Annotated in this window: 11 protein-coding genes; 3 read left to right on the top strand and 8 right to left on the bottom strand. The window is 46.8% G+C overall.

What is annotated here, in order from left to right; translation table 11 throughout:
* Positions 1-167: 167 nt before the first annotated feature.
* Entirely contained in the window at positions 168-962 is a 795-nt protein-coding gene (locus MSMTP_RS16905; protein ID WP_048181914.1) for a winged helix-turn-helix domain-containing protein, read from the bottom strand.
* A 521-nt stretch (positions 963-1,483) separates the two neighbouring features.
* Positions 1,484-2,275 carry a winged helix-turn-helix domain-containing protein gene (locus MSMTP_RS16900; RefSeq protein ID WP_048181911.1) on the bottom strand — a complete coding sequence of 264 codons (792 nt, stop codon included), beginning with the start codon at positions 2,273-2,275 and terminating at the stop codon, positions 1,484-1,486.
* A gap of 353 nt (positions 2,276-2,628) precedes the next feature.
* Between MSMTP_RS16900 and MSMTP_RS16895 the strand changes: the two genes are divergently transcribed.
* Together MSMTP_RS16895 and alaS are read left to right on the top strand one after the other, a co-directional pair.
* Entirely contained in the window at positions 2,629-2,889 is a 261-nt protein-coding gene (locus MSMTP_RS16895; RefSeq protein WP_048181908.1) for a YhbY family RNA-binding protein, read from the top strand.
* Positions 2,890-3,629: 740 nt separating this feature from the next.
* A complete protein-coding gene (gene alaS / locus MSMTP_RS16890) occupies positions 3,630-6,404 on the top strand; it encodes an alanine--tRNA ligase (RefSeq protein WP_048181906.1) in 2,775 nt (924 codons plus the stop codon).
* Positions 6,405-6,565: 161 nt separating this feature from the next.
* On the opposite strand, the gene MSMTP_RS16885 is transcribed toward alaS, so the two are convergent.
* From MSMTP_RS16885 to MSMTP_RS20105, 5 genes are all read right to left on the bottom strand, one after another.
* Positions 6,566-7,606, bottom strand: coding sequence for a methyltransferase domain-containing protein (locus tag MSMTP_RS16885; protein WP_048183932.1), 1,041 nt, complete (start codon positions 7,604-7,606; stop codon positions 6,566-6,568).
* A 323-nt stretch (positions 7,607-7,929) separates the two neighbouring features.
* Positions 7,930-8,235 carry a DUF190 domain-containing protein gene (locus MSMTP_RS16875; protein ID WP_048181901.1) on the bottom strand — a complete coding sequence of 102 codons (306 nt, stop codon included), beginning with the start codon at positions 8,233-8,235 and terminating at the stop codon, positions 7,930-7,932.
* A 209-nt stretch (positions 8,236-8,444) separates the two neighbouring features.
* Complete coding sequence (locus MSMTP_RS16870; RefSeq protein WP_048181898.1) at positions 8,445-9,572, bottom strand: isocitrate/isopropylmalate dehydrogenase family protein; 1,128 nt, start codon at positions 9,570-9,572, stop codon at positions 8,445-8,447.
* A 148-nt stretch (positions 9,573-9,720) separates the two neighbouring features.
* Positions 9,721-10,209, bottom strand: a complete 489-nt coding sequence (locus MSMTP_RS16865; RefSeq protein WP_048181896.1) for a 3-isopropylmalate dehydratase small subunit — start codon at positions 10,207-10,209, stop codon at positions 9,721-9,723.
* A 304-nt stretch (positions 10,210-10,513) separates the two neighbouring features.
* A complete protein-coding gene (locus MSMTP_RS20105; RefSeq protein ID WP_048181893.1) occupies positions 10,514-11,971 on the bottom strand; it encodes a helicase HerA domain-containing protein in 1,458 nt (485 codons plus the stop codon).
* A gap of 429 nt (positions 11,972-12,400) precedes the next feature.
* On the opposite strand from MSMTP_RS20105, the gene MSMTP_RS16855 reads away from it, so the two are divergent.
* A complete protein-coding gene (locus MSMTP_RS16855) occupies positions 12,401-13,165 on the top strand; it encodes a winged helix-turn-helix domain-containing protein (protein WP_048181890.1) in 765 nt (254 codons plus the stop codon).
* A 139-nt stretch (positions 13,166-13,304) separates the two neighbouring features.
* Here MSMTP_RS16855 and MSMTP_RS16850 read toward each other — a convergent pair whose 3' ends face one another.
* Complete coding sequence (locus MSMTP_RS16850; protein ID WP_048181888.1) at positions 13,305-14,375, bottom strand: formate--phosphoribosylaminoimidazolecarboxamide ligase; 1,071 nt, start codon at positions 14,373-14,375, stop codon at positions 13,305-13,307.
* Between the last annotated feature and the right edge of the window lie 242 nt (positions 14,376-14,617).

Below are 14,617 nucleotides of genomic sequence, written 5' to 3'. Positions count from 1 at the left end.
TTAGGGCAACCTAATATTTAAGATTGGCGCTGTTAATAATATCTATTAAAAACTTGAAAAAACAGTCTCAATTGCAGGGAACATGGCTCTCAGGATAGTTCCATTAATATGTCTAAAAAAGAATCATCCGGCTACTCTACATCTCTCAGATTTTCTTACATGTTTTCTTACAGGGTTTTGACCTCGCTTGCAATTTCCATATAATATCTGAAGAGTTCCTCTCCCCATTTTATGGCACCGGGTTCAAAGCTTATTATGTACTGGCGGTCGAATCTTCCGCTTTCGTTGAACAGTCCCAGGATCATTATTTTGTCCGATACTGCAATTAATGCGGGGCTTTCGATCTCATTTTTGTCATATTTAAAAACTCTGGCGTGTCCCGTTTTCAGAAATTCTTCCACCTCTTTTTTGAAATCCTCTGCAAATCTTGAGTGCACGGATTCGTTCAGGACAACGGAGAGTTCAATCCCTTTTTCGGTGAGGTCCTTGAAAAAAGAAGGAAGTTGGGGGTGGAAATAGGAAAGGAACATGTAGAGGCTGTTTGAGTTTGAAACTTGCTTCACGAATTCGGGGTTCAGTTCAAAAGCATGACTCAGGTCGGGTTCGATCAGGGAGTAGTTCCCTATCTCATTAATTCTTCTCAAGAGATGAGCCGGGATTGGGGCGAGCTTTCTATCTGTCCAGAATTCTTCATTCTTTTCGAACACATTAAGAGTATTCAGGAGAGGCTGCATCTTTTCGACGATAATCTCACCCACATTTGTAAGGTGGTAAATCCCCTCTTCCTGAATTACCAGGTTCTGCTCCTTCAATTTCTTTATCTGGGGGAGCAGGGATGTCCTGGGTACATCCGGAAGCTCTTTCAGGATTTCATCAATATTTCTGGGTCCCTCTTTCAAGAGTAGCAGAAATGCTTTTCTTTTCTCGGAAAATAAGATCAGATCAAGTAGACCGGGGTTCATTTCAGGTCGCCAGCAGGGTTTTCGAGCTTATTTTAAGTTTTTAGTGGATTTAAAATAGGCGTTTGCATGCCGGGGTTCCTGCATGCACTATCTATTTTACAGATATTTAATGTATATCATAAAGATTTCGAAATCTTTTGAAACAAGTTTCTCTTGAGGTGGCCTGGGCAATGTTCCGGAAACGTATGTAAACTGGCATATATATGATGTAGATGCGATGTATAGTCACGAGCGTAATTAATGCTACAAAAAACGATTTGTAATAAAGCAATTTATGTCGCATCAAATGAAGGCGTGACTATATATTGGCCAGTGTTAGGTAACATTAGGCAAATCTCCTGAAAATGTATGTAAGCTGCCATATGTGCCGCGTACAATGTGCCAGGATGTCAGTCATCTGAAAAAATGTCGGCTATCCAAGTTTTGAGTGGGACGATGGGTGGGATGTGAGTGGGATGTGAATGGGATGACTTAAGCCCGTTTTTTATCTCTTTTTGTTTTTTATTTCTTTTCACATCTTTTTATATTGACTCAAGTTTGTCGGATATTTTTGCGTAATATGAAAAAAGGTCTTTTCCCCACTGCAGGGCTTCAGGTTTGGAATTTATTATATACTGGCGGTCAAATCTGCTGTTCCTGTCAAATAACCCGAGAAACATTACTTTGTCCGAAGCAGCTATTGCCGCAGGGGTCTCAATTTCTTCGTCATTAAAAAGGAAGATACTTGTGTTTTCTTTTTCCAGTATTTGTGCGGTTTCGTCCCGGAAATCTTTTTCAAGTCTTTCAAGGATCGGTTTGTTTATGATAAGGGAAAGTTCAATGTCCTTTTTTGCAAGGTTCAGGAAAAATTCTGGAATCTGAGGATGGAAGAATGAAAAAAACATAACAGCTCGGTTTGAATTTGAGATATTCTCTACAAATTCCGGGATTAGTTCGAAGGCATGCCCCAGATCGGGTTCAATCAGTCGATAGTCTCCAATTTCTTCTATTCTATTTAAAAAGGGATAAGGGATGGTATCAAGTCTTCTTCTCATCCAGAATTCCGTATCTTTTTCGAATACTCTGACGGTATTCAGGAGAGGGTGGATCTTTTCAACAATTATTTTTCCCTGCAGGGAAAGGGAGTATTTGTTTTCTTCCTGTACTATCAGGTTCTGTTCTTTCAGTTTTTTTATCTGGGGGAGCAATGATGTCCGTCTGACCTCTATTTTTTCAAGAGCTTCGTCGACGCTTTTTGGGCCTTCTTTCAACAGGAGAAGAAATTCCGTTCTTTTGTCTGACAGGAAAATGAGATCAAGAAGCCAGGATTTCATATTTTCTCCTCCTCCTCCAGAGTATCATATACTGATTCAGTACAAACTATACACAAACAATATACACAAACACTATACACAAACACTATACACTAAGTCTACACTAATATATAATCTTGAATATGTTTGATAAATGTTTCTAATATGTTCTACTGTAAAACTGTTCTCCATTATCCGAAACCTCTGAATGAGTTCCTGTTCAAATGATCCGGGGTTCAATAAACCATCGGGTTTATCGGGAAAACGTTGATATAGAGGCTGAGATGAGAACAGAGAAAATCTCTGAGTTGAGGGCAGAATGAACTCAGAGTAACAGTAATTCTTTTCATCATTAATAACTGAGAGGAAGGGCAATGGAGAAAGACAAGCTATACAAACTGAAATCAGAGGCCAGCAAACTTTCCCCGATTATCAATATCGGAAAGAACGGAGTGACCGACTCTGTAGTCGAGGAACTGAAGAAACACATAAAGGCTAACAGACTTGTGAAAGTAAAAGTGCTCAAAAGTGCGGAATCCGAAAAAGACCTTAAAGACATAGCTGAAGAACTGGCGGAGCGCAGCCATTCCACGCTGATTGAGGTGCGCGGCAGGACTGTTGTGCTTTACAGGTAACTATCCCGAAAATGAGTTCGGGGCAGTGCAGGCGGCAGCAAGTTAATGGCCGTAAGCCCGAAAGTATGAAATCTGGCGATATGATGAGGTTTTGTAGACCCTGATGGTTTTGTAGGCCCTGATGGTTTTGTAGTCCCTTATTCAGGGTTTTGTATTTTCCGGGTAGACCCTTCTTATGTTGTTTGTGCGGAGAGCCCCGTTCATACGCCTAAAAAATAATTTTCATCTTTAAAAAAAAGAATAAGGTTTTTGTGTAGAATTAACACTTATAGGTTAGGACCCTCAAATCCGGGTTGTCTTTGATGCAACATTATTATATAATTTATTCAATGTTGTGTAAGTGTTTGTGCTGCAAGAGCGGTTTAAATTGTATAAATTATCTGGCACATTAAACCCGGTTAAGTTCACAATATTTAAGATAGGTGCCCAAACTTTAAGTTGGGTGCAGCAACAATGCATACTGTGATTAACGTACACTGTGATTAACGTACACTGTGATTAACGTACACTGTGATTAACGTACACTGTGATTAACGTACACTGTGATTAATGTACACTGTGACACCATATAATTGTGATAACACAAGTTTGATTGACACACAATCGATTAATATAACCGGATAAAGCACATTAAAACGCGTCAAATCCTTTTAAACGGTTGGGCGGGGGTTTTTCTGCTTTCCTTTTATTTTCAGCTGTTCCGGGGCAGAGTGCACCCCCACGCATCCGGAGTGAGTATTATGCTTGAAGACGAGTATCAACTTGACTTTTTCAAAAATAATGGGTTCGTTCGGAAACAGTGTTCCAAATGTGGGGCATTCTTCTGGACGCGCGACCTTGACCGCGAGACATGCGGAGATGCGCCCTGCGATCCTTATTCCTTTATCGGAACCCCGGCTTTTTCCAGGGAATTCAATGTCGCAGAGATGCGCGAGTATTACCTCTCCTTCTTCGAATCCCAGGAGCACACCCGGGTTGAACGCTATCCGGTGGTTGCTCGCTGGAGAGACGATATCTACCTGACCATTGCATCCATTGCCGATTTCCAGCCCTTCGTCACTTCAGGGCAGGTCCCTCCTCCTGCAAATCCCCTCACGATTTCCCAGCCCTGTATCCGCTTAAACGACCTGGACTCGGTGGGCAGGAGCGGGCGCCACCTTACAACCTTTGAAATGATGGCGCACCATGCCTTCAACCGCACGGGTAATGAGATTTACTGGAAGGACAGGACTCTGGAACTCTGTGACGAGCTCCTGAGCTCTCTCAAGGTCGACCCCTTTGCCGTTACCTATAAGGAAGAACCCTGGGCAGGCGGAGGAAACGCCGGGCCCTGTGTGGAAGTAATCGTGCACGGGCTCGAGCTTGCAACCCTGGTGTTCATGAACCTGAAGGTCGATAAGAATGGGGACATCCCGATAAAGGGCGAGAACTACTCCAAGATGGACAACTACATCGTGGACACCGGATACGGGCTTGAGCGTTTTGTTTGGGCGTCCAAAGGTTCTCCGACCATCTATGATGCAATTTTCCCCGAAATCGTAACCGAACTCATGGGTCTTGCAGGAATCGAACACGAACTCAACGATCCGGAATATGCAAACATTCTTGCCCAGAACGCAAGGCTTGCAGGCCTCATGGATGTGAGCGAAAAGTCAAACCTGATGGCACTCAGGAAACAGGTGGCTTCAAACATCGGGATGACCGTGGACAAGCTTGCGACCATCATGGAGCCCGTGGAGAAGGTCTACTCGATCGCGGACCATACCCGCTGCCTGACCTTCATGCTCGGGGACGGAGTCATCCCCTCGAACGTCAAGGGTGGATACCTTGCCCGCCTGGTCCTCAGAAGGACGCTGCGCATGATGAAGGACCTGGACGTCAGGACCCCGCTGTCCGAAATTGTGGACATGCACATCAAGAACATGCCCGAGTACCCCGAGTTCAGGGATAACTTCCCGGTCATCCAGGACATCCTTGAGTCAGAAGAAGAAAAGTTCAACAGTACCATGGAAAGGGGCCGCAGGATCATCCAGAAATCTGCAGGCCATTTCAAGAAGAGCGGAGAAAAGATCCCCCTGTCCCAGTTAACCGAACTCTATGATTCCCATGGGATACCCCCTGAGATGGCAAAGGAAGTCGCATCCGATCTTGGGGTGGGCGTGGAGTTCCCGGACAACTTCTATTCCATTATCGGTGAGCTTCACAACAAGGCGGAAGAAAAGGTAGTGGAAGAAAATCCCTTTGCTGAGCGGCTCAAGCACCTCCCGATGACCAAGCGCCTCTTCTACGACGAGCCTACCCGTATGGAGTTCGAGGCTGTTGTTCTGGATGTTTTTGACAACCATCTCGTGCTGGACAGCACTTTCTTCTATGCGGAAGGTGGAGGACAGCCTTATGATACCGGAACCATCACAGATGGAGATACCGTGTACAAAGTGGTGGACGTTCAGGTCTTCAACGGCGTCATTGTCCATACCGTGGAAAAGCCCGACGAAGGAATTGATATCGGCAAAGGCGACATGATAGTGGGTGAAGTGGACGAAGAGCGGAGGATGACCCTTGCAAGGCACCACACCGCAACCCACATTGTGAACGATGCTGCAAGGAAAGTCCTCGGGAACCACATCTGGCAGGCAGGAGCCCAGAAGTTCGAAGACCATTCCAGGCTTGACCTTTCCCACTACAAGCACATCTCTCCCGAAGAACTGAGGGAGATCGAACTCCTGGCCAACCGGACGGTCATGGAAAATAAGCGTGTGGTCACCGAGTGGATGGCCAGGACAGACGCTGAACAGGAATACGGCTTCGGGCTCTACCAGGGTGGCGTTCCCCCAGGAGAGAAGATCAGGGTCGTAAAAGTGGGGGACGACGTGGAAGCTTGCGCCGGGACCCACTGCCTCACTACGGGTGTTATCGGACCCATCAAGATCCTGAAGACCGAGCGCATCCAGGACGGGGTCGAGAGACTTGAATTCGCAGCAGGAACAGCAGCTGTCCGGGCCATGCAGAAGATGGAGTCCCTCCTGGTCGATTCCGCAAAGACCCTGAGCATCCCGCCAGACCACCTCCCTGCCAGTGTTGATCGCTTCTTCGGGGAATGGAAGTCCCTCCAGAAAGAAAACGAGCGGCTCAAGGAAGAACTTGCCCGTGCCCGGGTCTACCAGATGCTCGGAACTGCGAGCGAGGTTGCAGGGCTCAGGGTAGTTGCAAAAGCAATCCCGGGCGCCGATTCCAAAGAGCTCCAGAAAATCGCAACCGAGTTCCTGAAAAACGAAGACGTTGTCACCATCCTTGTAAGCGACGCCTCAGGTGTGAAAATCGTCGCATCCGCCGGCAAGAAAGCTGTCGAATGCGGAGTCAGCGCAGGCACCCTGGTTCGTGAGATGTCAAAAGTTGTCGGTGGCGGCGGCGGTGGAAAGCCGGACCTTGCCATGGGCGGCGGGACTGACCCGACCAGGATCGAAGATGCCCTTGTCCGCGGGCTTGAGCTCGTAAAAGAAGCCTGTGGTGAATAAGCCTTATAAATGAATCGAATGAATAAGTCTAATAAGGCTTGATTAGCAGAGTAAAATAGTAAAGAAAAGATGGATGCCGGGTTTTATAATTCCCGGTTTTTTCTATCTTTTTCGTTTTTCCCTTTCTGATTTTTGGCTTTTTAAGTCCTGAGCTGCTTTTTTCAGTCCTTAAAGAGCACTTCGCAGAGGATTGCAATGCCATCTTTTACAAAGAGGTGGATGGTCTTTTTCCCTTCAAGCCCTTTTTCGACCTCATTTCGGACTTCCCAGTAGTCTTCGGGCTTTACCCCTACCCTCAGGACCACTGACCCGACATTCCGGTCTTTCAGGAACTTATTGATTTCCAGGGGTTCAAAGGGGCAGGTCTTCAGTACAAGGTAGTGGTTTTTTATCATGGACTGTTTGACGAAGGCATCTGCTGTCAGTAAAATCCTTTTTTTGTCTACCTTGAAGATATCAAAACTTCCTGAAAATGGTCCCGAGAGTTCGATCATGGAGTCCACAAGTTCGGGGAGCAGTCCGGCGGCTGTTACGGAAGGTTCCGGCTCGTAAGCGTAGAGTTTCATCCGGTCGCTTTCCCGCAGCTTCGAAAGTGGGCATTCTTTTGGCACGAGCCCTTCGCCTGCCGGCAGGGCTACTGCCAGCCTGTCGAACTGCTTTAACCCTCCGAAGTAGAGGGTCAGGCGGTTGAGCTGGCCGTCCAGGGAGATATATTCTTTTTCGCAGTCAAAGGGAATCTTTTCAGGCGGCATCTGGGGCGGAGCTTCGAAGGCAAAGTTTTTAGTCTTCTCCCCGTAAGCTTCAAGCACGTTCGGAATCCCCGGCTCGATGCTTGAGACTTTTCTCTCCTCTTCTTCTGGAGGACGGAAGGGGTCCGAAAACACGATATCGACTTTCGGGATCTGTGCGACGACTTCCGGGTCCAGGGCGTCTCCGCAGATGAACTTCACGTTGTCGAGCCCGTACATCTCGCAGTTCTGTTTTGCGTACTCGATTTTCTCCGGGTCGATTTCCACCGCATACACAAACTCGCACTGCTGTGCAAAAAACACAGTCTGCCCTCCGATCCCGCAGCTGATGTCAGCCAGGGTCCTGCATTTCAGGCGCTGCGCCCTGTACCGAGCAATCGGTTCCGGGGTCGCGAAGCGCAGACTTTCCTTGTCCCCGTGCAGGGGCTTTTCAAACTGCTTTTTCCGTGCCACGTCAATCACGGGATACTAGGAGGTTTCTGGGATTTAAAGGCAACTGAAAACTGAGGAGAGGAAATATCTAAAATTTGATAAAAGGTGCTCTCTGCCTGTAAATCGGGCTGCATTTGTAGATGATTTGGGGGGCAGCTATTTTTTTGTTCAGCCAGCTATTGACCGGAACAACCGGAATGCCGTTCCAAACGGAGCTTTCTCCGAGCGGAGCGAGGCTCGATCCCGGAATAAAATGAAAAAAGACAGATTCAAAAAAATGTACCCGTTTCAATCCTCGTTTTTCCTCAATAAAAGTCTTTTATGCCTTAAATCTGAAAATCAGCTCAAATTATTTCCACTGCCTGCAGGGTCATAAGCTCTTTTCCCACAATCTCCCGCAATTTCGGGATAAGGGGCCTGAGTTTTTCCTCTTCGTCAACTGTTTCAATAACAAGCGGGATCTCGTTACTCAGCGCTAGCACTTTCAATGAGCGGATCTTCCCGTCCGTTCCATACCCTTCGATTCCCCGGAGCAGGGTTGCGCCCTTTATGCCGGAGTCGCGCAAAAACTCAAGGACCGTTTTATGGACGGATTTTCCGTGGTAGGTTGAGCTGTCTTTCAGGTAGATTCGGAGAATTGCGGATTTCATAATTAATGCCTCTCAAGTGGTGACTCCTGCATGAAAATTAACTAATTTTCATTAAGTGTTGGAAATTCTCTGATATAACCTGATCGAAATCCGAACAGAACCTGGATCAAGAAAAATAAAATGAAAAATAAGAACCAAGAAAAAGAAAAAAGGCCGGAAGAATCTTCCGCCTGGGTTTGAGTAATATAAAAATATTGAAGGGTTTGAAATCACCCTTCTCTCACGAGCCTTGCTATGTCGTCCCCGACGTCGGAGGTGCCGTTGCTGCCGCCCATGTCGTAGGTCCTGACCTTAGCGTTCAGGATGTTTTGCTGGATTGCGCCTACGATGCTGTCTGCGGCTTCTTTTTCTCCGAGCTGTTCGATGAGCATGGCGCCCGCCCAGATGGTGGCAATCGGGTTGACCTTGTTCATACCCTTGTACTTGGGGGCTGAGCCGTGGATGGGCTCGAACATGCTTGTGCCCTGGGGGTTGATGTTTCCGCCGGGGGCAAGACCGAGGCCGCCCTGGATCATTGCTCCGAGGTCGGTTATGATGTCTCCGAACATGTTTGGGGTTACGACCACGTCGAACCATTCGGGGTTTTTCACAAACCACATGGTGATTGCGTCCACGAAGTTGAAGTCCGTGGTAATATCGGGGTGTTTCGAGGCAACTGCTTCGAATTCCTCGCGCCAGAAGCCGTAGATATCGGAAAGGACGTTTGCCTTGTCAACGGAAGAGACGTGTTTCCTGCTCTTTTCTGCGAGGTCAAAGGCGTATTCCATGACCCTCTGGGTGCCTTCCTTTGAGATCAGGCCTATCTGGTACCCGATTTCCTCGCTGTCGGTCTCGATATCCAGCCCGAATTTTGCGGAGTAGAGAGTCCTTTTCACTTCAAGGAGGTCCTTGCTCTCGCCTTTTTTGGCTCTTCCGCCGATGCCGATGTAGAAGTCCTCGGTGTTTTCCCTGACCACAGTGAAGTCGATATCTTTTGCGGTCTTGTCCTTGAGCGGGGTCCAGACTCCTTCAAGGAGTTTCACCGGGCGCAGGTTGATGTACTGGTCGAAGTAAAAGCGCGCAGTTAATAAGATCCCCTTTTCAAGAACTCCCGGGGCAATCCTCGGGTCTCCGATGGATCCCAGGTAAATGGCAGGATAGCCGGATAATTCCTTTAAGGTGTCTTCCGAAATTAGTTCTCCTGTCTCCAGGTAGTGATCTGCCCCATGGGGGTAGTCGATCCATTCTACATCAAAGCCGAATTTTTCGCCTGCGACATCAACAACTTTCTTGCCTTCGGCGATGATTTCTGGGCCTATCCCGTCTCCGGAAAGGACCGGAATCTTATACTGCGTCATGTTTGTACTCCTTTCGAATTTGCTGGCAAATTTGCCTTATTGTTAAGAGATGTTGGCCGTGAACAGGTCTTTTGAACAGGTTTTTTCTGATAGTTTTTGTCCCTACCGTTTTTTCCTGAACAATTTTTCCTGGACAGCTCCTCTCTAATTAGCGTTTTGAGACCAGGTCCCGGGAATATTCAACAAGCCCTCCTTTGTCCACTATTTTGCGGACAAAATCCGGGAGGGGCGTTGCCTGGTAGGTCTCACCTTTCGTTTTGTTTTCAATGACCCCTGTTGCAAGGTCCACTTCCAGTTCGTCCCCGTCGTCAATCCTGTCCGTATCCGGGCATTCAAGGACCGGGATCCCGATGTTTATCGAGTTCCTGAAAAAGATCCGGGCAAAGGACTTTGCGATCACACAGGACACCTTTGAGCCCCGCAGGGCAAGGGGCGCGTGTTCACGGGAGGACCCGCAGCCGAAGTTGCTTCCTCCGACTACGATGTCGTTTTCATGCACGTTTTTTGCAAACTCGGGGCGGACACCTTCAAAGGTGTACTTCGCGAGTTCCTCGGGGGTATTGAAGATCAAGTAGCGACCCGGAATTATTGCGTCCGTGTCCACGTCATCTCCGAATTTCCAGGCTCTTCCTTTCATGGCATCACCGATTTGGTTTCTGAAATTAAAAGCTGCAATTCACCGGGCCATAGGCCGCTCTGATGAATATGATTGTAGTTTCATGTCATCTGCACTCTGTCATCTGCACAGTTTTTTATTATATTGGGAGTTATGTGTTTACAGCTCGTGATCCAGTTCCATACTTATGGATAGCATGGTAATGATATCTAATATTTAAATTATTTTATGGCGGAGTATAAAAGTGGTTTACAATATGCCCCCATTTTTTCCGTAATATGCATTAAAATAAGCGTTTATTGATCTCCTTATCGCTCTTATGTTCTCATATTGTTGTTTCTTCTCTTTTTTCTGCCTTCACTCCGGGCATCAGGGCGCTTGGCTCTCCCCCTCCGTGCCAGCTCCGCCGGGGGCGCATCCGGACCAGGTGTACGGATTCGGAATGGTCGTCCACGATCAGGGCAGCTCCCCTCTCACTTCCCATTTTCTTTATATGTCCCCTGATACCCTCCTGCATGTAGAGGGGGCGTGCGGCTTCCAGGGCAATGATGTCGTCACTTGCAGTGAGGCGGTGGCAGATCAAAAGGTCGCTTTGTGATATCACATCCGTATGCAGGCCTGAAGGCCTCTGGGTGGCGAGGATCAGGGACAACCCCGGCTGCCTCCCCTGCCTCAGACACCTGTTGATCAGTACTTCCGAAGCAAGGGTTTCAGTTCCCGCGGGCAGGAAGATATGGGCTTCGTCTATGAAGAGCCAGACCATGGGAAACTCCTCTCCTTCTACTTCACCTTCTACTTCACCTTCTGCTTCACCTTCTACTTCACCTTCTGCTTCACCTTCTACTTCAATTTCTTCTCTTTTTCCTTCTGCCCCTTCTTTGCCTCCCTCTCTTCCTGCCTTCTCTTTCTCTTTTCCGGTTTTTTCTTCCTCCCTTCCTCCTCCCATGAGCCTCTTTTCATATGCCCGCCTGGCCTCAAGCCTTTTTGCATAGAGCCTGCCTGCAAGAATGGAAACCACGGCTGCACAGACATTCTCATTTTCAAGGGTGCTTACGTCAAGGACAGAGGTCTTTCCACCGCTTACGAGTTCCGACAGCCGGGTCCCTTCCTTTTCGAATACTCCCCAGGAATCAACGGCTCTGAAATAGTTTTCTGCGGCTCCCTTGGAGACAGAATCCGAACGCTCGTCCCGGAGTACTTCTGTAATTATGTCTTTGAAAGAGTACGCTTCATTCTTCTCTTTAAGAGATTCTATTGCTCTTACAACCAGCACTCCCAGGGACGAAACCTCATCTACGTTAAATAACCTGCACCACTGGCCTCCTGAAAGTCCGGAGATCGAGATTGAAAATGGCGTGACCTTTATGCCCCGTTTCTCGTATTCTTCCGCTTTTCCTGCAGGTACGAAGACCTCTGCCTCAATTCCGGAAGGCTCAAGGTTCCATTGTTTGAGTTTCCCGGCTTCAAACGTGTTCTGGTTTCTTATTGTCCAGAAAATTCCCATGGTATCAATAACCAGGGATGCCAGGTTTTTTGCAAGGGCGGGAGGTAGAAGGGCGAGTTCTTCCAGTATGCAGCCCATAGTATAGGACTTCCCGTATCCTCTTTTCCCGCAGATCAGGACTGCATGGGGTCTCAGGGCATCAAGGAATACGGGTGCTCCTTTGGAGCGGTCAAGAGCCAGGTAGTTCCCGAGGAACAGCAGTCCCTCCCCCCTGTTATCCTCATTTCCAAGTACGCGGTATTTTCCGAAACCTGTTTTTACAAATGAAGACCCGATAATTTTTCCCTCCTTTCGTCATTCATTAATATTACCATAATCCTCACTGCCTAAAATAATTTTTCTAATTACCTAAATTATGCAATAAGATGTTTTATTTTTCCTGAAAGGACCTTATAGGCTTTACCACTAAATTTTATTTATGGGTCTACTCTTCAGGTATTCTTTCATCCCTCCTCCGGGAATAGAAACGTTTATTTAGTTGTGAAAAACTATACGGTAATGTATAGTATAGCACACTGGTCTACTGCATGTCTATTTTCTTGTGGAGCCTTCTGGTTTTTCCAAAACTCCTTTAAAAAACATAAACTCCATACCAGTTTGGCTCCTTGAAGAATTTCAAAATTTACCCCCCGGTGAACACAATTGGATACTTCCCAGAAATCCTCATTATTAGATTTGCTTTTAAGGTCCGATAAAAGAAAGGGTATAATGCTCTTTCTGAAGGATGGCTCTAAAAGTATCGATGAAATTACCAAATTGCTTGATTCTCCTTCGGCTTCGGTCCTTCCGCAGATCAAAAAATTGAAGGATAACAGGCTGGTTCTGCAGGACGGAAAGTACTACAGCCTTTCCAAAATAGGAGTCATTGTTACTGAAAAAATGAGCCCTCTGGTGGGAATCCTTGAAGTTTTTGAAGATAATCCCGACTACTGGATCAATCAGGAACTGAGCGGGATTCCTCCATTCCTGCTCCCGAGGCTCGGAGAACTGAGTCCCTACAAAGTGATTGAACCCGAACTGCACAGGATATTCGAGCCTCCTGAGGAGTTTTTAGATTCCCTCATGAAGTCCAGGGATGTCATGCGTTTTACCTCTTATTTCCAGCCCTCCTTTGCCGAAATTCACGCGGAACTCCTGATGAAAAAAACTAATATCTCCATCATAGTTACCGAAAATTTCTTCGAAAGGGTTGTAAATGATTACCCTGAAGAACTTGAAAATTTCCTGTTCCCGGAAAATTCCAGACTCTTTGTCTACAAAGGGAGCTCCTCCCTGGCCTCGGTTACGGTAACCGAGAGGTTTATGGCAATTACCCTGACCGATAAAAAAGGCAGACCTGACCAGAGATTCCTTATAAGTTCCGAGAAAAACGCAATTGAATGGGGGAAGGAACTTTGTACGTATTACAGGGACCTGTCTGAAGAAATCCAGAAAGAAGACGCTGCCCGTTTCCTCTCCGGTAGTGAGAAATAACAGGCTGGAAAAAGGAAATTAACAGGCTGGAAAAGGAAAATTAGAGGTTAAAATAACCTCTGAATTTTCAGGCTAAAATCTTGGTAAATACGGTTGGTGTTTTTAAGGTTCGGAGTTTTTAAGGTTCGGAGTTTTGTCCTCAGGAAATTATTTTATCAAGTTTTCCTGCTTCTGCTGCCAGTTTTATTTCCCGGGCGATCCTTCTTCCCGTGGACATGTCTTCCTCGATCAGGTCCGAGTACGGGGAGCCGGTAACATAAAGGTTTGTCCCTGCTACAATCCTGGCCGAGATTTCGAATACCTTGATTTCCAGTTCGTCGGTGAAGACGGTTTCAAGGCAGAAGGCGCCGATCATCCCGCCGAAGAGGCCCAGGGACTCTTCCACTACTCTTTCCCCAAGGGAAAAGATAAGGGGCAGGAGTGATTCCCTTGCTACGAGGGGGACGTTTCCGGTGACAACGTAGGTTGGCCTGATGCCTGATTCGACAAGTTCCCGGGGGGAGCCGAGCCTGAAAATTTCGTCAGCGTTGGATTCCACTCTCCGGTCCATGCTAAGGAGTTCAAGGCTTCCCTCGCTCAAAGTGTATCCCTCGTCCCGGATGGGGGAGTAGAAGTAGTGCAGGTAGTAACGGGTTCCGGTTATGAATTCCTGGATGGTATATTTCTGGGTACGGTCCACGAGTTCCTCAAACTCTTCATAGGTCTTTGCAATGAAAAACCCTTTGCCTCCCTTTGCTCCGTGGTACTTAACCATCACAGGCCCGTTGATTTCTCTTGGGTCATCGATTTTTCCGGGCATGTGAATGCCAGCTCCGAGCAGCCATTCCCTTTCCATGTCCCGGTCCGACTCCCATTCAAGGACAGCCCTGTTTCCAAAGGTTGGGACTGCCATTTCCGCAAAACTCTCAGTACCGAGATAGGCGACAAAGGAACCGTGAGGGATTATAATGACATTTTTTTCCCGGAGTTCTTCTACTTTGTTCATTATGTCTTCATAACTATCTACAATAAGGTACTCATCAGGTTTTGCCTTCGGGAAAGCCTCATAGAATTTTGGGGGCTTGCCCACGCAGATCCCGAGGGTTCTGAAGCCTTCCTTCCTTGCTCCATCAAAGATCTGAAGGCTCGAGTGAGAACAGACGGTTGCAATTGTAATGTTTTCCATATCGTAGTTTTTAAGAAATTCGAGAACCTGCTGTTTTGTGATCATGATCATTACCACGGAAAATTTAGATTAGAATATATGATGTTATATTTAAGTTTAAGGTCTGGATTCTATATATAAATATAGTAATAAATGTATAATAAAAAGTAATAACTAAAATTTATCAATTAAGTGCTTGCAAAGTAGACTTGCAGGATATGATAGAAAACACCTTTCATAAAATATCTTTCATAAAATACCTTGCACAAAACACCTGGGCGTAAAGCCCTACAAAACTACTATGCCCT

Source organism: Methanosarcina sp. MTP4 (assembly GCF_000970045.1).
Taxonomy (GTDB): Archaea; Halobacteriota; Methanosarcinia; order Methanosarcinales; family Methanosarcinaceae; genus MTP4.
Note: the sequence above shows the minus strand (reverse complement) of the source record. Positions and strands in the feature narration are given on the sequence as shown.